At 34.3% G+C, this 21,690-nt stretch carries 18 protein-coding genes; 14 read left to right on the top strand and 4 right to left on the bottom strand.

All coding sequences use genetic code 11. The annotated features are described in order from the left end of the window. The 12 genes from ACFOWA_RS09980 to ACFOWA_RS09925 all read left to right on the top strand — a co-directional run. Positions 1-218 (top strand): hypothetical protein (locus tag ACFOWA_RS09980; RefSeq protein WP_378984680.1); only part of this gene is annotated, 218 nt, incomplete at its 5' end. 550 nt (positions 219-768) lie between these two features. Continuing rightward, positions 769-1,704: an outer membrane protein assembly factor BamD gene (locus ACFOWA_RS09975; RefSeq protein WP_378984678.1), complete on the top strand. Its 936-nt coding sequence runs from the start codon at positions 769-771 to the stop codon at positions 1,702-1,704. A gap of 3 nt (positions 1,705-1,707) precedes the next feature. After that, positions 1,708-2,034 carry a DNA-directed RNA polymerase subunit omega gene (locus ACFOWA_RS09970; protein WP_056094546.1) on the top strand — a complete coding sequence of 109 codons (327 nt, stop codon included), beginning with the start codon at positions 1,708-1,710 and terminating at the stop codon, positions 2,032-2,034. A 71-nt stretch (positions 2,035-2,105) separates the two neighbouring features. Continuing rightward, positions 2,106-3,302, top strand: a complete 1,197-nt coding sequence (gene coaBC, locus ACFOWA_RS09965; RefSeq protein WP_378984676.1) for a bifunctional phosphopantothenoylcysteine decarboxylase/phosphopantothenate--cysteine ligase CoaBC — start codon at positions 2,106-2,108, stop codon at positions 3,300-3,302. Next, positions 3,299-4,192 (top strand): type IX secretion system protein PorD, encoded by an 894-nt coding sequence (gene porD / locus ACFOWA_RS09960; protein ID WP_378984674.1) that lies wholly within the window; start codon positions 3,299-3,301, stop codon positions 4,190-4,192. The genes coaBC and porD overlap by 4 nt, the downstream gene beginning before the upstream one ends. 158 nt (positions 4,193-4,350) lie before the next feature. Then, positions 4,351-4,731 carry a BlaI/MecI/CopY family transcriptional regulator gene (locus ACFOWA_RS09955; protein WP_378984672.1) on the top strand — a complete coding sequence of 127 codons (381 nt, stop codon included), beginning with the start codon at positions 4,351-4,353 and terminating at the stop codon, positions 4,729-4,731. A gap of 1 nt (position 4,732) precedes the next feature. Continuing rightward, positions 4,733-6,736 (top strand): M56 family metallopeptidase, encoded by a 2,004-nt coding sequence (locus ACFOWA_RS09950; protein ID WP_378984670.1) that lies wholly within the window; start codon positions 4,733-4,735, stop codon positions 6,734-6,736. Between the two features lie 99 nt (positions 6,737-6,835). Beyond that, the gene (gene recN / locus ACFOWA_RS09945) at positions 6,836-8,488 is read left to right on the top strand and encodes a DNA repair protein RecN (RefSeq protein WP_378984668.1); all 1,653 of its coding nucleotides are present in this window, start codon (positions 6,836-6,838) and stop codon (positions 8,486-8,488) included. A gap of 45 nt (positions 8,489-8,533) precedes the next feature. After that, complete coding sequence (locus ACFOWA_RS09940) at positions 8,534-9,772, top strand: carboxypeptidase-like regulatory domain-containing protein (RefSeq protein ID WP_378984666.1); 1,239 nt, start codon at positions 8,534-8,536, stop codon at positions 9,770-9,772. Positions 9,773-9,852: 80 nt separating this feature from the next. Further along, on the top strand, positions 9,853-11,091 hold the full coding sequence (locus ACFOWA_RS09935) for a carboxypeptidase-like regulatory domain-containing protein (protein ID WP_378984664.1): 1,239 nt from the start codon (positions 9,853-9,855) through the stop codon (positions 11,089-11,091). A 62-nt stretch (positions 11,092-11,153) separates the two neighbouring features. Next, positions 11,154-12,221 (top strand): PA0069 family radical SAM protein, encoded by a 1,068-nt coding sequence (locus tag ACFOWA_RS09930; protein ID WP_378984662.1) that lies wholly within the window; start codon positions 11,154-11,156, stop codon positions 12,219-12,221. 41 nt (positions 12,222-12,262) lie between these two features. Then, positions 12,263-13,135, top strand: coding sequence for an ATP-grasp domain-containing protein (locus tag ACFOWA_RS09925; RefSeq protein ID WP_378984660.1), 873 nt, complete (start codon positions 12,263-12,265; stop codon positions 13,133-13,135). Between the two features lie 43 nt (positions 13,136-13,178). Here the strand turns inward: ACFOWA_RS09925 and ACFOWA_RS09920 are convergent, their stop codons facing one another. Together ACFOWA_RS09920 and ACFOWA_RS09915 are read right to left on the bottom strand one after the other, a co-directional pair. Further along, positions 13,179-13,697 (bottom strand): CAP domain-containing protein, encoded by a 519-nt coding sequence (locus ACFOWA_RS09920; RefSeq protein WP_378984658.1) that lies wholly within the window; start codon positions 13,695-13,697, stop codon positions 13,179-13,181. Positions 13,698-13,997: 300 nt separating this feature from the next. Beyond that, positions 13,998-16,547: an ATP-dependent Clp protease ATP-binding subunit gene (locus ACFOWA_RS09915; RefSeq protein WP_378984656.1), complete on the bottom strand. Its 2,550-nt coding sequence runs from the start codon at positions 16,545-16,547 to the stop codon at positions 13,998-14,000. A gap of 691 nt (positions 16,548-17,238) precedes the next feature. Here ACFOWA_RS09915 and ACFOWA_RS09910 point away from each other — a divergent pair. Both ACFOWA_RS09910 and ACFOWA_RS09905 read left to right on the top strand, forming a co-directional pair. Next, a complete protein-coding gene (locus ACFOWA_RS09910; RefSeq protein WP_378984654.1) occupies positions 17,239-17,550 on the top strand; it encodes a hypothetical protein in 312 nt (103 codons plus the stop codon). A 54-nt stretch (positions 17,551-17,604) separates the two neighbouring features. Beyond that, on the top strand, positions 17,605-19,128 hold the full coding sequence (locus ACFOWA_RS09905) for a DUF4394 domain-containing protein (RefSeq protein WP_378984652.1): 1,524 nt from the start codon (positions 17,605-17,607) through the stop codon (positions 19,126-19,128). Between the two features lie 100 nt (positions 19,129-19,228). On the opposite strand, the gene ACFOWA_RS09900 is transcribed toward ACFOWA_RS09905, so the two are convergent. Both ACFOWA_RS09900 and ACFOWA_RS09895 read right to left on the bottom strand, forming a co-directional pair. After that, positions 19,229-20,095 (bottom strand): EamA family transporter, encoded by an 867-nt coding sequence (locus tag ACFOWA_RS09900; protein ID WP_378984650.1) that lies wholly within the window; start codon positions 20,093-20,095, stop codon positions 19,229-19,231. Between the two features lie 68 nt (positions 20,096-20,163). After that, positions 20,164-21,315 (bottom strand): DUF3095 family protein, encoded by a 1,152-nt coding sequence (locus tag ACFOWA_RS09895; RefSeq protein ID WP_378984648.1) that lies wholly within the window; start codon positions 21,313-21,315, stop codon positions 20,164-20,166. Between the last annotated feature and the right edge of the window lie 375 nt (positions 21,316-21,690).

The following is a 21,690-nucleotide window of genomic DNA, read 5'->3' as shown; positions in this document are numbered from 1 at the left end:
CTTTTGCTCGTTTCTTAAACCTTGCCCCTTCCTCCGAAGCGGGTTGCAAAAGTAGAAAAAAATCTTCTATCCGCAAAGCCTTGCAACCTTATATCCCTAAATCCATCATAACTCCATCATTCTCAATAAGAAAAAATGAAACTCAGTTGAAACATTTTAAGTATTTTAATGTCACTGCCGGGTTTTGTTATCGAAATTCAGCTTTTTTCTCTTTATAGTATATAGCTATTGGGAAAAGGATATTTCGAAGCTTTGTATAAATCAATATACTTTAAACAGTTTCAAGAATTGGTAATGCTTAAAAATGATAGATATATATTTACAACGGTAAAATACTCCTCCTAATTTCATAAAAACCTTTTCCTGCAGATGACCCCGATAACGCAGAATGAATGCTGGTGAGGATGGAAGCCAATGGGATTATTTCCTTTTAAACGCCAGAACCAGAAACCTGAGTTATCTGCACAGACCTATCTAATCTAAACCCGACCCAAATGGAAAACCCGCAAGGTGAGGAACGAACCGAGGATTTGAAATGATGGGCGGGAGTGACTTTAAAAAAATAATCAGGAACCTGATTTACCGAAAAAATTAATAGATTATATAGCATATTATAAAGTGTCATACATCATTATATAGATATCTCGAATCCTACACCTATATATATGTTAAATTTTGTTAACTGATATTTACTACTGAAATGCTTTCCATAGCTTAGCGCCCAATTGTTTTTATTGATGTTATCGTATTATTATTTATCTTTGCAGAATGTTTAAAGTTAAACACCTAATTATTTTAGTATTTGTTGCCGCTATTGGCATGGCTGGCTGTAAAAGCCGTTTTGAAAAATTAAGAGCGAGCAATGATGTTGCCAAAAAATATCAAGAAGCTATTAGGTTATATAATAAAAGAGATTTTAGTAAAGCATTAGTACTTTTTGAAGATTTATCTCAAAAATACCGTGGTAGAGAGCAGGCTGAAGGTTTAAATTTTTACTATGCTAATACCTTGTACAAATTACAGGATTACACTACAGCAAGATATCAATTTAAAAGCTTCGCAGATACCTACCCTGCTAGTAAGGATGCTGAAGAGGCTCGCTACATGGCTGCATATTGTTACTATTTAGAATCGCCTACTTTTTCTTTAGACCAGGAGAACACTTATAAGGCTATTGATGCTTTACAATTGTTTATAAACTTATACCCTACAAGCGAACGTGCCACCTCCGCAGCAAAGTATATTGCAACTTTAAGAGGTAAACTTGAAGATAAGGCATTTGAAAATGCTAAAATGTATTTAACCACCGGACCAAGTAATGTAGAAAATTATAGGGCAGCCGTGATAGCTTTGAAAAATGCACAAAGAGATTTTCCTGATATTAGATATGCTGAAGAGATGGATTTCTTAATGATTAAATCTCAATATATGTACGCTAAAAATAGTATCCCTGTTCGCCAGGAAGATAGATACAATGAGGCAATTGAGTTATATAATGAATTTACAACAAACTACCCAAAAAGTAAATTTATAAATGATGCTAAGCAACTTAAATCTGATATTGAAAATGGCATCGTATTAAATAAGCAAGAAATGGCATTATATGCTTCTGAGCAGGCAAAATATTTAGAAATGCTTAAAAAAACTGGTAAGATTAAAGATACTACCAAAGTTAACACCACTACTGATATTAAAAACAAGTAACACATGAATACTAACAAACCTGCTGTACCTAACACTACGGTTACAAGAAATGTACACGATTTAGATAAAACTACTGATAACTTATATGAATCGTTAGTTGTAATTGCGAAGAGAGCAAATCAAATTTCTAATAACATGAAAGAAGAATTGCATGGTAAATTAGCAGAATTTGCATCTAGCAACGATAATTTAGAAGAGATTTTTGAAAACCGTGAGCAAATTGAAATTAGCAAGCATTACGAACGCATGCCTAAACCAGTTTTAGTTGCAATTGATGAATTTTTAAATGAAAAAATTTATCACAGAAATCCTGCTAAAGAACAAAAATAATTATTGCATGGTATTAGCGCATAGCGTTGTTAAGATGTGCCTTTTTGCCTTTACTTAGCATGCTGTAACCTATGCTTAAAAATAAAAACATAATCCTTGGCGTTTGCGGCAGTATTGCAGCATATAAGTCGGCTTTTCTGATTCGGCTTTTAATTAAAGCTGGTGCAAACGTTAAGGTTATTCTTACCCCCGAGGGTGCTAACTTCGTTACACCACTCACACTTGCTACGCTTTCTAAAAACCCTGTTTATACTCAATATTTCGAAAAAGAAACAGGTGTTTGGAGCAATCATGTCGAATTAGGTTTGTGGGCAGATTTAATCATTATCGCACCGATAAGTGCTAACACATTAGCTAAACTAGCCAATGGAATTTGCGACAACCTTTTAACTGCAGTTTACCTTTCAGCAAAGTGCCCTGTTTACGTAGCACCTGCTATGGATTTAGACATGTGGAAGCATGAAAGCACTCAAGAGAACATTAATAAAATAAAAGGTTTTGGAAACTTTGTGATTTCGCCAACAAGTGGTGAATTGGCAAGTGGTTTATTTGGAGAAGGACGCATGTCAGAACCAGAAGAAATGATTCTATTTCTTGAAAATTCGATAAAACAATCTTTGCCTTTATATGGAAAAAAAGCCATGGTAACGGCTGGTCCAACTTACGAAGCTATAGATCCGGTACGCTTTATTGGCAACCATTCTTCGGGTAAGATGGGTTTTGCCATAGCCGATGAACTTGCTACACTTGGAGCAGACGTAACTTTAATTTCAGGACCAACAGCTCAGAAATCAAATCAAAATTTAAAGAGAATTGATGTTGTAAGTGCGAAAGACATGTTAGAATCATGTAACGCAATTTTTGATGAAGTAGATATAACCATTATGTGTGCCGCAGTGGCAGATTATAGACCTAAAACGGTTTCTACTGAAAAAATTAAGAAGCAAGAAAATAATCTAACTCTAGAACTAGAAAAGACAACTGATATTTTATCATCGTTAGGAAGCAGAAAAAAAACAAATCAAATTTTAGTTGGATTTGCTTTAGAAACCAGCGATGAAGAAAATTATGCTAAGGGTAAATTAGAAAAGAAAAATCTTGATCTTATTGTCTTAAATTCTTTAAAAGATACAGGAGCTGGTTTTAAAACAGATACAAATAAAATTACTATTTTTAACAAAGCACTTGAAAGAACGGTTTTTGATATGAAATCTAAAACGGAAGTTGCTAAAGATATTTGTGAAGTAATTTTAAAAATAATAAAATGATAAGGAAGTTTGTTTGTTTGCTTTTGTTAATCGGTATTGGAAAAATTCAGGCGCAAGAATTAAATGCGAGGGTACAATTATTGGCACCACAAGTATCGAACATCAGTAAGCCTACAATAGATGCCCTGCAAAAAACTATTCGTGATTATTTAAATAACAATAAGTTTACTAACGAAACCTACAAGCCACAAGAGCGTATAGATTGCAATTTTGTAATTACCATAAATTCTTGGGATGGTGGTTCTGGTTATACAGCAGAAGCACAAATTCAAAGTAGCAGACCAGTTTTTAACAGCACGTACAATAGTACTTTGTTAAATATGAGCGATAAAAATTTCGATTTTGCTTTTAACGATGGTTCTGTTATAGATTTTTCTGATCAAAATTATATTTCAAATATAAGTGCTCTCCTAACTTACTATGCTTACACCATTATTGGTTTAGATAAGGATAGTTTCAGTAAGATGGGCGGAACACCGTATTTTAAGAAAGCACAAAACATAATAAACCTTGCTCAAGCGTCTGGAAACTCTGGATGGAGAGCTGCCGATGGACTCCGAAATCGCTTTTGGTTTAATGAAAATGCCTTAAACCCCATTTTTGCAGAACTAAGGAGTTTCATTTATAGCTATCACTTTAGCGGTTTAGACCAATTAACAGATAATGATAAAGGCTTGATGCCTATTGTTAATGCATTAGCATCTTTACAACAAATGGATAAGCAAAAACTCGGCTCGATATTTCCAAATGTTTATTTTGCTTCCAAAGCAGAAGAAATTAGCAGTGTTCTATCAAAGTTGAATACGCAGGAGCGTTTGAAGGCTTATAATATGCTTTCTGAAATTGATCCAGCCAATATTGGTAAATATGAGGGACTAAAATCAAATTAGATTGCATTTGCTGATAGAACTTTAAAATCAATTATCAGCTAGATTCAGTCACCACCTACCCTACAAACCTTCTTAAAATTAAATTTTTTAATAATTATTTTGTTATTACGAATATCTTCGTACATTTACATACGAAATAATTCGTAGAACTGTAACATATGAGCAATACCAACATCAAACCAACCGAAGGAGAAATGGAAATTTTACAAGTACTGTGGCAAAAAGGCTTATGTACGGTTAGGGAGGTTCATGAAGCTTTAGATAAAAAAGACTCTGGTTATACTACTACTTTGAAACTTATGCAAATTATGCATGAAAAAGGTTTAGTAGAGCGAGACACAAATCAAAAAACACATATATACAAAGCCATTGTTAACCAAGATAAAACTGAAAAACAGCTGGTTAATAAAATGATTGATAACGTTTTTAATGGTTCGGCGGCAAGATTAGTGATGCAGGCTTTGGGCAACCATAGTGCAAGTGCAGATGAAATAGAGGAGATAAAAAAGTATTTAGAACAATTAGAAAAAAATAGCTAATATGGAAACTTTAGTTCAACAATTTATCAAAGCATTTGGCTGGAGCATTTTAAACTCCCTGTGGCAAAGTGCGCTAATTTATGGTGTTTTGTTCATCATATTGTTTAGCTTACCAAAGCTACAAGCCAAGTACAAACATAATCTGGCTTTTGGCTCAATAATATTAATGTTTGGTTGCTTTGGATATAATTTCATCAGCCAAATGATTAAAAATATCCCCGCAAAAACTGGTATAGAAAGCGCTTCGAATGCAGATTCATATTTATATTTAAATAACTTACCGCAAAGTTTTAGCAGTAAGGCCGAACAATACTTCCCCTTGGTGATTACCTTTTATTTAATTGGAATTGTCTTGCAGTTATTTGTGATTATAAAAGGATATAGAAAACTAAATCAATACAAAAATAAAGGCTTAAGCAACATTCCTGAAGGATGGAAAGTTATTTTCGCAGCAGTTACTTCCAATTTAAAAATAAACAAGAAAGTTGCCTTTCATTTATCTGAAATTGTAAATGTTCCTTTGGTAATTGGATACTTAAAGCCTGTAGTTTTGTTTCCATTGGCTTTGGTTAATCAATTGGATAACGACCAAGTTGAAGCCATCTTGATTCATGAACTTTCTCATATCCGCAGGAATGACTTTCTGCTAAACCTAATTAAAACTGCCATTGAAACGTTTCTTTTTTACAATCCATTTGTGTGGATGGCTGGAAAATTTATACATATAGAACGAGAACATGCCTGTGATGATTTAGTATTAAAGGCTACAGGAAAACCCCTTAATTATGCTCATGCTTTATTAAAATTAGAATTGTTGAAAGACAAAACCAGTCCGGCATATGCGTTAGCAGCAACCGGAAAAACTCAAAATTTATATCAACGTATTAAACGCATAACTAATATGAAAACAAATTATTTAAATGCCAAACAGCAAATGGCCGCCTTAACTTTGGGTGTTGCATGCTTGTTTTCTATCGCATGGATTAACCCTGTTGAGAAGAAAAATGATGAAATCAAAATTGTTAGTAACCATTTATCAAAGTTGAATGTAACGGAAGCTAATCGTCCGATAATGTATTTGGACACAACTAAAAAACGTAAAATAAAAATTGTTACAATTGATGCAAACGGTAAGAAAACTGAATATAATTCTTTAAAAGAGATGCCAGATAGCCTTAAAAAAGACTTTTATCAGGCTGAACTTTTTGGAGGAAATAATGCTTATTTATTTAAATCAGATTCTACATTTAAAACTCGCGATTCATTATTTCAAGCTAAAATTTACAAAAACTTTAATTCTCCTGCAGCGCAATTAAAATGGAAAAAATATGGTGAAGATGTAGCTAAAGCATATTCATCTCCTGAAGCACAAGCAAAGTGGAAAAAATATGGTGAAGATGTAGCTAAAGCATATTCATCTCCTGAAGCACAAGCAAAATGGAAAAAATTTGGCGAAGAAATGGCAAAAGCTTATTCATCTCCAGAAGCACAAGCGAAATGGAAAAAATTTGGCGAGGAAGTAGCCAAAGCTTATTCATCACCAGAAGCACAAGCAAAATGGAAAAAATTTGGCGAAGATGTAGCTAAAGAATATGGTTCGCCAGAAGCACAAGCAAAATGGAAAAAAAATGGTGAAGACATGGCTAAAGAATACTCATCTCCCGAAGCCATTGCGCAGCTTACAAAAGTTAATGAAATTTTATCGGCCTTACCTAATATCGAAAATCTAGATCGTGATGTTAATCTCCGGATTAACGCTTCAAAAAATCTGGCAGGCTTAAAATCGGGTTACTCTCGTGTGAGGGCTGACTCAGTTTTTCAAGCTAGAAGGGAATTGAATTCGGTTAGAATGAGCGATATTGAAAGATCAAATAATGTTAGACAAACAGAAGAATATAGAAAACTCAGACTAAAATTCGATAAAGAGGTAAGAGAATTACAGGAAAAAATAGAAAGGAAGCAAAAAGCTGAAAAGAAAGAAAAACCTGAAAAAATGGAAAACTAAAAACCAACCAAATATATTTTAAAACGGCGAAGAATAATCTTCGCCGTTTTTGTTTTGTAACCAATGTTAAAATAAGTTTTTAGTATTTTTGCTTAAGTTATGCTACAAAAAATCTCTATTCGTAATTACGCATTAATCGATAGTTTAGACATCGAATTTGATAAAGGCTTAAATATAATCACTGGGGAAACCGGTGCAGGTAAATCTATTATACTTGGTGCACTTTCCTTGATTTTAGGTCAACGGGCTGAAAGTAAATATTTCTTCAATCAAGATAAAAAATGTGTTATAGAAGGAACCTTTTTATTAGCTGATGAAAATTTAAAATTACTTTTTGAAGAAGCTGACCTTGATTTCTTCAAAGAAACAATTCTGCGAAGAGAAATTTCTATCGATGGTAAATCGCGGTCTTTTATTAATGATACACCTGTAAACTTATCGTTGCTAAAGCAAATTGGAGAAAAACTTATTGATATTCATTCGCAGCATGCTACCCAAGAAATTAATGATGTTGATTTCCAATTACTGATTGTCGATTCACTTTCCAATCATAATGCACTATTGATTGATTATCGAAACGGTTTTAAAAAACTAAAATCAAATACATCGCAGCTAAAAAAACTAATTGATGATGCTGCCGAAGCCAGAAGTAAACAAGATTACGAGCAATTTTTATTTAATGAATTAGAGCAGGCTAACTTAAAAGAAAACGAACAGGAAGAGTTGGAGCAAGAGCTAGAAAAACTAACACATGCCGAAACCATCAAAAGAGCATTGCTAACTGCTACCGGATTATTAACCGAAAGCGAGCCTTCAGCGATTCAACTTTTGAAAGAAGCACAAATTCAGTTGCAATCAATAGAGAAATTCGATCCTGAAATCAACATCCTTTTTGAGCGGTTGCGTTCATCCGTAATAGAAATTAAAGATATTGCTGATGAAACAGCTACTATTGAAGGAAACACGTTGCATAGCTCAGAGAAATTAGATAGCATAAATCAACGATTAGATTCCCTTTATTCGCTGCAACAAAAGCATCGTGTTGCTAACACTTCAGAATTAATAGCTTTAAAAAATCAATTGGAAGTTAATCTTAACCAATTGCTTTCATCAGATGAAAATATCGAGAAATTAACAAAAGCAAACGAACTGTTGAAAATTGAATTGACAAAGCAGGCAAATCAATTAAGTGCAAATAGAAAAAAAGCGATAAAATTAGTTGAAGAACAAACCACCAAAACGTTGCACCAGGTTGGGATGCCGAATGCAAAATTGGTATTATCGCAAACTGTGTTGACCGAACTTAATAAAGATGGTTTAGATGAAATTAATTTACTATTTACCGCAAATGCTGGTCAGCCGCCGGCGCCGGTAAATAAAGTTGCCTCTGGTGGAGAGTTATCAAGATTGATGTTATCTATTAAAGCTTTGCTGGCTAAACATACCTCACTCCCAACCATCATTTTTGATGAGATAGATACTGGAATTTCGGGCGAAACTGCGTTAAAAGTTGGTGAAGTTATTTCAAACTTAGGTGAAAATATGCAGGTCATTTCCATTACCCACTTACCACAAATAGCTGCAAAAGGAAATTCTCATTACTTTGTTTTTAAAAATGATGGCGGTGGAAAAACCACAACCGGAATTCGTAAATTAAAACAAGAAGAACGTATTGCCGCGATTGCAGAGATGCTTAGTGGCAAAAATCCAGGAGCATCGGCGATAGAGAATGCAAAAGAATTGCTACAATAATTGTTGAAAGATATTTAACTAACAAATTAGTTTATATTTGTTTCTATGAAACGAATACTGCTTATCATCTTCCTGGTATTTACTTATACACTTGTATTTTCACAGCAAAGCTTTAAACTATCCGGCGTTGTAAAAGATAAACGCGGCGAAAGCTTGCCTGGTGCAGGCGTTTATGTTAGCGGCTATAAAATTGCTACGGTTACGGATAATAATGGTAGTTATAGCTTAAATTTAAAACCGGGCAATTACGATATTCTCATTCAAATTATTGGATACAAGGCTTTAAACAAAAACATAATCATTGATGATAAGCCAATAACTTTAGATGCATCGCTAGAAGAAGATGCTGTTCAACTTAATGAAGTTACCATAAAGCCAGACCCAAATCGAGAAAGTTATATCAGAATGTTTTTCGATTTTTTCGTCGGCACTACTCCTAATGCAGCCCAATGCAAAATTATTAACCCAAATGTTTTAATTATAGATTACAGTACCGATGATTCTAAACTCACCGTTAAAACCAATCAATTCCTCATTATAGAAAACCAGGCTTTGGGCTACAGAATTAAGTACATGCTTAATAATTTCGAATTTGATAATAAAAGCCGCATTATATATTATGAAGGCTATCCTTATTATGAAGATTTAAAAGGTTCTAAAGGAAAAATTAAACGATGGGCGACCAAAAGAGCTGAAGCCTACAGCGGCTCTACTCAACATTTTTTTAGCAGTTTATATGCTGGAAAATCGAAAGAAGAAGGTTTTATTATGAACAAACTGATTAAGCAAGTTGATAAAACCGGACCTGCCGATAGTGTTATTAAATCGAATATACAAAGATTAACATCGGCTAAATTAAATTCTGCTGGCGGCATAAAAATAACTAGTGGCGATTCGTTAAGTTATTGGATTGGTCAAAAGAATAAACCAAAAGAAATATCGATTTTAAACCAACAAGAGCTATTGCCAGATACGCTAGTAAAGGTTTATAATGAAAGTATTAAAAGCATAAACTTTACCGATATTTTATATGTAATTTACACTAAAGAAAAAGAAGCTGCCAGCTATGCCAATCGAATTGGTCTATCCATATCAAGACCGCTAACAATGCCCGATTATCAAATTTCACTTATAAACTTATTGGTTGCTCCGGTATATTTTTATCAAAATGGTGGAACGTATAATCCCCGTTCTATGCTTTTTCAGGGCTATTGGAGTTGGGAAAAGATTGCAGATAGTGTTCCTTTAGATTACGTAGTATCCAAAATAAACTCATCAAAGTGATCGACAAATTAAATGTTAAAAATGTTAAAATCGTTTACAAATTTTAATATTTATTATTCCATTTGGTTACATTCGCTCTCATGATTAAAAGCATCCTTTTATCTCTGCTATTTTTTTGTTGTGGACTTAGCGCTTTTAGTCAGAACACTTTTTCGATAAGTGGAAAAGTGCGTGATAAACAAGGTGGCTTACCCGGAGCTGGCATTTATTTAAGTGGTTATAAAATTGCAACAGTTGCAGATAACAATGGTAACTTCACCCTACCAAATTTAAAACCAGGCAGTTACGATTTACTTGTACAAATGGTGGGCTATTTACCGTTTTCTAAAGGGGTAATTATTGCTGATAAATCGGTTCAAGTAGATTTATTATTAAAAGAAAATACGGTTCAGCTGAATGAAGTAACCATTCGGGCCGACCCAAATCGAGCTAAATATATAAAACAGTTTACTGAATATTTTATTGGCATAACACCAAATTCTAAGCAGTGTAAAATTTTAAATCCACAGGTATTAAATGTAGATTTTGATATCACTAAAAGTTTGCTTACGGTTAAAACAACTGAATTTTTAATTGTAGAGAATAAGGCTTTGGGTTACAGATTGAAATACATGCTCGATTATTTTGAGTACAATAGCCGCACCCGAATTATTTATTTTTCGGGACACCCTTTTTTCGAAGAATTAAAAGCATCAGCAGCAAAGAAGAAAAAGTATATTGAAGCACGAGAAATTGCCTATTATGGTTCATCGCAACATTTCTTCAGGTCGCTATACGAAGGCAGAACGAAAGAAGAAGGATTTTTGATTAATAAGATAATTAAAACACCTAATCCGAACCGATACCCTGAAAATGTTATCAACGAGAATTTATCTAAAATAAGAACGCTACCAGAAAAAACCGGAATTAGAAAAGTTGCCGGAAAAGTTGATGTGGGACTTCTTGAATTTTGGACAAAGCAAAAAGAAATGCCACGCTTTATAGATAAATTTAGCCGAGCCGATGTAATTCCTGATACACTTGTTCATGATTACAATAACAATTTAAAGTGGATTAATTATACCGATGCATTATGTGTGCAATACACAAAGGAAAAAGAATCTCTGGCATATTCTAATACAGGCTTCTGGGTCTTTCGTCCTTTGGATGTTCCGGAATATGAAATTTCTGTTGTAAACCACACTACTCAAAATCCGGTTCGATTTTACGCAAATGGCGGAATTTACGATTCTCGTTCTATGCTGTATGAAGGATACTGGGCTTACGAAAAAATTGGAGATATGGTGCCAATGGATTATATCCCACTAGCACGCCAATAAATTCTTTTAAACATTTTATCAACAACCCAGTCTATTTACTAAAAATATTAGTAATTTAGTTTATGGTTAATGAAGAAGAAAATCAATATTTTAAAGGAAGAGGCGCTCAAGTTAACCCACATAATAAGTTTATACAGAATAGTTATGTCAAAGAGCATAACGAAGGGATTGATGATTGGGAAGAAAGCGATCATAAAACCACTTTCCTTTTAGAAAATTCGAAAACGATTGTTAATAAAGTTGATAGTCCGGATGTTGGTATGGCTTATTCATTAAATCCATATCAAGGTTGCGAACACGGTTGTACGTATTGCTACGCCAGAAATGCACATCAATATTGGGGTTATAGCGCAGGCTTAGATTTTGAACGAAAAATTATTGTAAAAAAAGATGCCCCTGCCCTCTTTAAAAAATTTCTGGAGAAAAAAGGCTGGGATGCTTCTACAATTTCGCTTTCTGGCAACACAGATTGTTATCAGCCTGCTGAAAGAAAATTTAAACTAACCAGACAGCTTTTGGAAATTGCTTTGGAATACAAACAACCTATCGGGATGATTACCAAAAATTCTTTAATTCTGAGAGATATTGATATTCTGCAAGAAATGGCAAAACTAAATCTCGTTATGGTTTACTCTTCAATTAATAGTTTAAATAATAAACTTCGTTTGGCAATGGAACCTAGAACAGCGACGGCAAATCAAAGACTAAAAGTAGTTGAGGAACTGAGCAAGGCCGGCATACCAATGGGTGTTATGCTTGCACCATTAATTCCAGGTCTAAGCGACCATGAAATTCCCGCGATTTTAAAGGCAGTTGCAAATGCAGGAGCAATAAAAGCCGGCTACACGGTTGTAAGATTGAATGGTGCAATTGGTCAAATTTTTGAAGATTGGCTGCGAAAAAACTTTCCAGATAGGTTTGATAAAGTTTGGCACATGATACAAAGTTGCCATGGTGGAAATGTTAACGATAGCAGGTTTGGAGATAGAATGCGTGGTGATGGAAAAATTGCAGAAATGATAAAGAATAACTTTAAACTCCATTGTCGCCTAAACGGACTCAATCAAAATGAAATTATTTTAAACCACAGTCTTTTTAAAATTCCTAGCGAGCAGATGACTTTATTTTAACCTCTTTACAAATAAATATTAAATTTGCGGCTATGTTAAATATGAATATCGCTTACGTTACTTACCAGGATAAAGGTGCTTATGATTCAACTACTGTTGAAAGTGAAGATGACCAATTGCTTGATTTTTTAAAATTAAAAGGTCTGAGAATTGAAAAAGTAATCTGGAATGATCCATCAGTAAATTGGGATGAGTATCAATTAGCAATATTAAAATCTCCATGGGATTATTTTGATTTGATAAATGACTTTTACAAATGGCTTGAAGTTTTGGAAGCGAAAAACATCCGATTATTAAATCCAATTGATGTAGTAAAATGGAATGCCGACAAGCATTATTTATTAGAAATTGAAGCTGCCGGATTAAAAGTAACGCCAAGTGTATTTCTAGATAACAGCCAGCCGATTGATCTACATAGCTATTTTAAAAAATTTAACACAGATAAACTCATTGTAAAACCATGTATTAGCGGAGGTTCTAAAAATACTTTTAAGGTTACAAGTGATACTGTTGAGGATATAACAGAAAAATTAAAATCGCTGTTACTCGATGAAGAATTTATAGTGCAGCCGTTCTTAAACGAGATTACCGATAGCGGCGAGTGGTCGTTGATTTTTTTCAATGGAAAATTTAGCCATGCATTGCTTAAAAAAGCAAAATCAGGTGATTTTAGGGTTCAGCATGCTTATGGCGGCACGATATATCCACAAAAACCAACTGAAAAATTACTTGCAGAGGCGCAAAAATATGTAGATTTATTTGCGAAAAATTGTTTGTATGCTCGTGTTGATGGTGCAGTAATTAACCAAGAATTTGTATTAATGGAACTAGAGCTTATAGAACCTTTTCTCTTCCTAAATACAAACTCCGAAAATTATGAGCATTATTACGCCGCTTTGATGGAACTGATTTAAACAGCTAGCTTGATGAATTAGAGATGTTTAGGAGTTAAAATAATTATTTTGCTGCGAATTCCTGTGTCCAATACCTACCATCTTTTGCAACAGCCATTTCTTTAAAATTAGCATTCATAATATTTTTGCAGTGACCTTCGCTATTAATCCAGGCATCAAAAACAGCTTGCTCATTGGGTTGCCCCGCAGCAATGTTTTCACCGTAAGTTGTCCATTGATAGCCAGCAGCAGTAATTCTCATCCCTGCATTTTTACCATCTAAAGAAGTATGACTAAAGTAATTATTGGCATTCATATCTTTGCTGTGTGCTAAGGCCGCAGCAGCCAAAAGATTATTCCAGGCTAGTGGAGCAACGGAAGGCATAATTGATGAACCACATTTGCATCCCGCTTTGCGTACATCATTAACTAATTTTAGCAGTAAGTCGTTATTTAAATTGGTATTAACCGCCAAACGGGTATTTAAAGGTTTTTCATTACTAGTGTCAATAGCTAACGAATTCTTTTTACAAGAAGTAATAGATATCGAAAGAAATAATAAAATCAAAAATGCAAATTTCATTTGATAGGGATGTGTAAGGAGAATACAAAGAAAGAAAATTTAATTCAGCATATCAATGAAATAGTAAGTTGATGACCGAAGTTGGTTTATCAACGTATTGCTTGTACGACACATCTTATTGAATCTTTCTCAGCATCTTTCCTGCAATAAAAACCCATAAATAAATCCAGGGTGACGTAAACTAAAAAAAGTAGCTTATTAATAATGTGAAATAAAATTAATCATCGAACTTAAGTTGTTATGTTAACTTTATGAATAATAGGGCATAAAAAAACTCCCGATTTTTATCGGGAGTTTATATTATTTATTTGAAGAATCTTCTTCTTTCGGCTCTTCTTTTTTCTTCTCGCCTTTTTTATGAACGATTGAAATTATTTCAGTTGTTTTATCATAATCTATTTCTAAAACATCGCCTTCAGTTAATTCTCCTTTTAGTATTTCTTCGGCAATTGGGTCTTCCAAATATTTTTGAATCGCTCTTTTTAATGGTCTTGCACCGAAGTTACTATCAAAACCTTTATCAGCAATATATTCTTTTGCGTTTTCGGTTAAAATAATTTCGTAACCTAAAGTATGTACCCGTCCAAATAAAGCTTTTAATTCGATATCAATGATTTTGAAAATTTCATCTTTACCTAAACTGTTAAACACAACTACATCATCAACACGGTTTAAAAATTCTGGAGCAAAAGCACGTTTCAAAGCACTTTCTATTACACCGCGGCTATGAGAATCTGCCTGATTTGTTTTAGCGCTAGTTGAGAAACCTACACCTTGACCAAAATCTTTTAACTGACGGGCACCGATGTTAGATGTCATGATGATGATTGTATTTCTAAAATCAACCTTTCTACCTAAACTATCCGTTAACTGACCTTCATCTAAAACCTGCAATAAAATGTTAAATACATCAGGGTGAGCTTTTTCAATCTCATCTAATAGAATTACCGCATAAGGTTTTCTTCTAACTTTTTCTGTTAATTGTCCACCTTCTTCGTATCCTACATAACCCGGAGGCGCTCCTACCAAACGTGATACCGCAAATTTCTCCATGTATTCACTCATGTCAATTTGAATTAGCGAATCATCACTATCAAACATAAAACGAGCTAATTCTTTTGCCAATTCTGTTTTACCAACACCAGTCGGACCTAAGAAAATAAATGAACCAATTGGTTTTTTAGGATCTTTTAATCCAGCTCTAGTACGTTGAATGGCTTTGGTTAATTTCTTAATTGCATCATCCTGACCAATAATTTTCTCGGCCACTTTATCATACATGTTCAATAACTTAATGCTATCTGTTTGGCCAACACGTTGAACAGGAATTCCTGTCATCATGGCTACCACTTCAGCAACATTATCTTCAGAAACTTCGTAACGTTTGGTTTTAGTTTCAGCTTCCCACTCTGCTTTAGCTTTATCTAATTCTTCAATTAAATTCTTCTCGGTATCGCGAAGTTTAGCAGCTTCTTCATATTTCTGACTACGAACAACCTTGTTTTTCTCTAACTTAATATCTTCGATTTTTGCTTCGATATCAATAATATTTTGAGGAACGTGAATGTTTGTTAAATGCACTCTCGAACCAGCTTCGTCTAAAGCATCAATAGCTTTATCTGGTAAGAAACGGTCTGAAATGTATCTAGATGTTAAAGTAACACAAGCAAGAATCGCTTCATCAGTATAAGTTACACCATGATGCTCTTCATATTTATCTTTAATTCTGGTTAAAATTTCAACTGTTTCATCAGGTGTAGCCGGCTCTACCATTACTTTTTGGAAACGACGATCTAAAGCACCATCTTTTTCGATGTATTGGCGATATTCATCTAAAGTGGTAGCACCGATACATTGAATTTCTCCTCTTGCCAATGCTGGTTTAAACATATTGGAAGCATCTAACGAACCCGATGCACCACCAGCGCCAACAATTGTGTGAATCTCATCAATAAATAAAATTACATCAGTAGATTTTTCAAGCTCGTTCATAACGGCTTTCATACGTTCTTCAAACTGACCGCGGTATTTTGTACCAGCAACTAACGAAGCTAAATCTAAAGTAACTACACGTTTGCCAAACAACACACGCGACACTTTACGCTGAACAATGCGCAATGCTAAACCTTCTGCAATTGCAGATTTACCAACACCTGGCTCACCAATTAAAATCGGGTTGTTCTTTTTTCTACGTGATAAAATTTGCGAAACACGCTCAATTTCTTTCTCACGACCAACGATTGGGTCTAAGCGACCTTCTTCTGCTGCCTTTGTTAAATCACGACCAAAGTTATCCAAAACAGGAGTTTTCGATTTTATATCCGAAACCTTTTTTGGTGTACTAAAGCTTTCTTCTTCACGATAATCATCATCGCCACCCGTAGATGCGCTATTTGAAATATCATCTCTGAAACCATTTTTATTCACTTCAACCTCCTGTTTAAAAACATCGTAAGTAACGCCATATTGCAATAAAATCTGCGAAGCAATGTTATCATCATCTCTCAAAACCGATAATAATAAATGTTCTGTTCCTATTAAATCGCTTTTAAATATTTTGGCTTCTAGATAAGTAATTTTTAAAACCTTTTCGGCTTGTTTAGTTAATGGTATGTTACCTAAATTAACCGTCACACTCGAAGTACCGCGAACAGCATCTTCAATAGAACGGCGTAATTTACCTGTATCAACTCCTAACGATCGTAAAATTTTTATAGCCATTCCATCGCCTTCGCGTATGAGGCCCAATAATAAATGCTCGGTCCCGATGTAATCATGCCCTAAGCGTAACGCTTCCTCCCTACTAAAAGAGATTACATCCTTAACCTGTGGTGAAAATTTTGCTTCCATAATTCCTTTCTTAACGGCTCGCCCCTAAACTATAAAATAAATTATAAAAAGAGACTGTACCATTTTCTTTATTTTATCAACAACTGCGCCATGTGGGCAAATAAACCGCTTGTTAAATGTTTTATGAAAAATAATTTAACATGCGATTAAAGGCCAAATAATCAATAATTATACTATATCTATCTACGTAATAACTGTTTTACAGGTTTTAGAATGATATTGATTTAGCTCAAAGGCATCTAGTTTTTTTATGTCGGTTTTTTGTAAGGATTTTTTTAGTGCAGAAAACTGACAGTATGTTGCTTTTTGATTAAGCAATTTACAAGTTTTGACAGATAAATAAAAGTTAGCTGACACATTTCATAAATTAATGTATCATTCCTTACTTTTTGTTGATAAAATCATTTTTTGCTGATACTTAATAGCTTGTAAAATGTATTTTATTTCCGAAAAGCAGTAGTCGTACAACTATCATGTGTTAGTCCCGCTAACCATTCCAAGCCAAACAGAAAAAGTTTGGGCTTTCCATTTATATCGGGTTTAGATCAATTGGTTCGATGCTAAAATTGAAGATTTCAAGGCACAATTTCCATATAGGTTAATTTCAATTTCACGTAGAAGTAATAAAACAAAATCTATTTACGATTACTTTTCGTAGATAATGGAAAATCTGATAAAATTACTTTTAAACATGGCATCTTTTTCTCAAAGATTCTTTATTGTGTTAATTCTGCTGATCGCTTTTACAAGCAGAGTTGTAATTTACGCAATGCCTGTAACAAATGTTCCGAAAGAGATTTTTAAAACAGAACCAGATGCAAAATCTGAACCTGTAGAAAAAGAAAATTCTATAGTAGAAAAAGTCAAATTTGCAGATTTGCTGATGCCTGGATTTTCGACATTTGAATTTAAAGGAAATTCAAATTCAAAAAGCTACCAGAGTTCTGCAAATGCTGAACTCACGTATTGTCATCTACAAATACCAGAGCAACCTCCTAAGTAAGCAACCTGCTTCATACAATAAATAATATTCTTTAATTAAAACCTTACCATAATCATGATAAAAACTAAACATTTTATCGTAGCGGCATTATTTGCTGTTATGACACCAATTTTATTCTCGGCTTGTAAAAAAGATAGAGGTTACGAGCAAGAAACACTAACACCTGGCCCAGATGTAAACTTTTACGCCTTAACATCCGACAGCAAGTTGTTGCTAATTAATGCCAAAAACCCATCAAACATCACTTCGACAATTACTATTACTGGCTTGCAAACCGGCGAAACTATTTTAGGAATAGATTTTCGTCCATCAACTGGCCAGTTATATGGTGTAGGAAGTACAAGTCGTTTATATGTAATCGACCAAAAAACAGGTATAGCAAGATCAATATCTGCTGCACCATTTACACCAGTGCTTAGCGGTACATCGGTTGGATTTGATTTTAATCCTACAGTTGATAGAATCCGTTTGGTAACTAATCTTGGTCAAAACTTGCGTCTTAATCCTGAAACAGGAACAGTAGCAGCTATTGATGGAACAATTAATGGCATTACCAATGCGAAAGTTTCATCAGTTGCTTACACGCAAAATAGAGCAGGTGCAGCTACGACCGTACTTTTTGACATCGACCCTGCAACTGATAAATTGCACAAACAAGATCCACCAAATGATGGGAAACTAGTAGAAGTTGGCGCTTTAGGTTTCGATGTTGATGAAGTTGGTGGCTTTGATATCAATCCAGATGGCACTGCAGCATTGGCAGCATTAACAACAGGTGGTGTATCTGCACTTTATTCTGTTGATGTAAATACTGGTAAAGCATCAAAAATTGGCAATTTGGGTTCACAAATTACTGGTCTTGCCATTCCTACTGAGCCAGTTGCTTATGCCGTTTCGAACAATAATGAATTACTTATTTTTAATCCTGCAGCGGCATCTCCAACGCCAATTGTAAAAGCAATTACGGGCACACAAACCGGAGAAAGTATTTTAGGTATTGATATGCGACCATTGAATGGTCAACTTTTTGCCTTAGGTAGTACAAGTAGAATTTACGCTATCAATGCTTCATCAGGTGTTGCAACTGTTGTTGGAACTGCTCCATTAGCAACATTAATTTCTGGCACATCTGTTGGTTTTGACTTTAACCCAACGGTAGATAGAATTAGGATCGTAACTAATACTGGCCAAAATCTACGTATAAATCCGGCTGACGGAACATTAACTGTTGATGGTGCCATATCTTTAACAACTGCATCTATTTCTGGTGCTGCTTATACCAATAATTTTGCAGGTGCAACGGCAACTGTGCTTTTCGATATTGATTCGCAAGGTGATAGATTGTATAGACAAGACCCACCAAACAACGGAACTTTAGTAGATGTAGGTGCTTTAGGCGTAAATGTTGAAACCAATAACGGTTTTGATATTGGCGGTACAAGCGGAATAGCTTATGGTATATTTACTGTAGCTGGAATGCAAAAAATTTACAGCATTAACTTAACAAGTGGTGCAGCAACCGCAGGTGCAACTATAACTACTCCAGTACGAGGTTTTACTTTGGGTTTAGGTTTCTAAACTTTATAAATTTTAGTGAAGATACCCTTACAATTTAAAAAAATTATGCCTTTTGTGGATAAACCGCAAAAGGCATAATTATTTATATAAAGGGGATCTTTCAAACAATCACCCGCTCCTGCCGTTTTCGAGTTATTGTTGCGCCTGCACTAGCTACGATTACTAATATTACCGCAATCCATTCGTAAACAGAAAGGTATTCGTTTAAAAAAATCAAACCCGAAAGTGCACCTGCAGCAGGCTCCAAACTCATTAAAATACTGAAAGTTTTAGCAGGCATTTTTTTCAGCGCTTTCATTTCTAAAGTAAAAGGAATAGCACTAGATAATAACGCCAGCGCTAAGCCAGCCATAAATATTCCTGGTTTAATATTGTTCAAAATTCCATCTGCAAGCGCAAATGGAATGATAACTGCTGATGCGAACATCATACCGATGGTAACGGCTTTGCCTCCATCCATTATTTTAGAAATACGACCACCTAAAACAATATATGCAGCCCAAAATATACCTGCAATTAATGCTAATATCACACCAACCAAATCCACACCGTCGCTTTTCCAGGGCGCAATAAAAGCAATGCCAATTGCCGCTAAAACAACCCATAAAAAATCTAAAGCCCTTTTAGAGCCTGATATAGCCAATACCAGTGGGCCAATAAACTCTAAAGTTACACCCAAACCTAACGGAATTCTTTCAATCGCTTTATAGAATATCAAATTCATCAAGCCCAAGGTTATTCCATAAAGGGAAACCGTTTTCCACTGCTGAGGCGTTAGATTTCTTAAGTTTGGTCTGTTAAATAAGATTAAAATGATAGCAGATAATACGATTCTTAATGAAGAAGTTGCCGCTGCACCAATAACAGGAAAAATTCCTTTTGCAATAGCTGCACCACCCTGAACACTAACTATAGATAATATTACTGCAGGAACAGGCGGTATTGATATGCCTTTGCTATTCTTCATTTGCCGATTTTGGGCAAAAATAGTTTTTTTATTCAGCCTGAAATTTTTTACCCTAAACTAAATTTTTATTAGTCTGATATTTTGGCTTTTAAAATTCTTGCAGCTTGCGTGTAACCTCCTTCAGAACCATCAACAAAATGTATATGCTCATTTTCCAAATCACGTACATAGCAAGACATGGTAGAATTTGAACTAACATGTAAACCATACATTATAGAGCCGTGTTTTTCTAGATTATCGAGGTATTTAATTAACCGCAACCTTTGCTGCTCGTTTCCTGATATTACGGTATTGATTTTTCCATCTAGCACCAGCGTGTCAGACATTTCCACCAATCGATTGAGATAATTTTTTCCGCTTTCGGTTCTGAAATAAATATAACCGTACAAATTTATCACCCATTCTTTCATCAATTCGAAAATTTTAACTTCACCAATCCGTGTTCGCATCTCTTTACTCAACCTGGTAAAAGTGGTGTTGAACCGAAGTTTATCTACTGAAATCGGTTGTCTCTTTTTAGGCTCACCATAGATTGTATCAAGCTGATTAACTACAGTGCTAAAAATTTCGGGTTGCTCCTCAATTTTATTAACAACTATTAGTAAGGTTACTATTTCATTACTATGCTGAGGTGGATCAATTTTATCCCATCTGCATTGCATGCCATTTAAATCTAAAACCTCATCTTTCTTATTAATGGGTGCAAGCAAGTAATCTTCAGCTTTAATTAATTTCTCAGCATAACTCAATCCATCACCTAAAATAACAGGAATGGAAAAAAATTCCGAAACATGAAATTTACTAATCCGAATTTGAAAAGAAGCGTCATAAATTTGTGCTATTGAAATGGTTCCTACCCGTAAATTTAGATTGAAATTTGTAAGGGTATTTTCTTTAAAAATGGATAGCTTTTTCAAGGCAGAATCTAAAATTGAAGATGGAACTAGAAAGGTCGCTCCATCTCCACCGAAAAAGAAGGGTATGGTTATGCCCGAACTGTAAGCCAAATTTAGAACGGCAACGATACTTCCTGTGGCTATAAAATTTACATTTTCGTTAAAACCATCTAAAACTGCTTTGGTAGAACCTTTAATATCTGTAATGATTACATGCCAATCGCCGGGGATTTCTTGAAACAGTTCCGTTTGAGTAAATAGCTTACTTAACTCTATTCGGTGAGCCGGTAAATCACTATAAAATACATCCGATGATTTAATCATTTATCAAAAATTAACCTTATAAAAGTAACATATTTGAGTGTAGATGTGCTTTATATTGATAAGAAATTCAATTGGATGTTTTAAGAATTTTCATTGTCCAAATTTAATCTACAAAATTGACCTTTCGATTAATTAATCTTATGTTATCTATTTAAGCAAAATAGTTTTGCTTTTTATTTAGTGTTCTACTGTAAATTGAATCCTAATCTAGAAATTGTATATATTTGAATATAAATTTATTTGTTATGCTTGTATTCGCAGTTCCACTTTATTTTATTGCTTTTATTGGATGGCTAATTTATTCTGGCTTGATTAAGAAAAATCTAAAACAAAATATGCCTATGGTTTACTTTGGTTCTGTATTTAGTATAATTT

The organism is Pedobacter lithocola, from assembly GCF_042650845.1.
In the GTDB taxonomy this organism is placed as follows: Bacteria; Bacteroidota; Bacteroidia; order Sphingobacteriales; family Sphingobacteriaceae; genus Pedobacter; species Pedobacter lithocola.
Note: the sequence above shows the minus strand (reverse complement) of the source record. Positions and strands in the feature narration are given on the sequence as shown.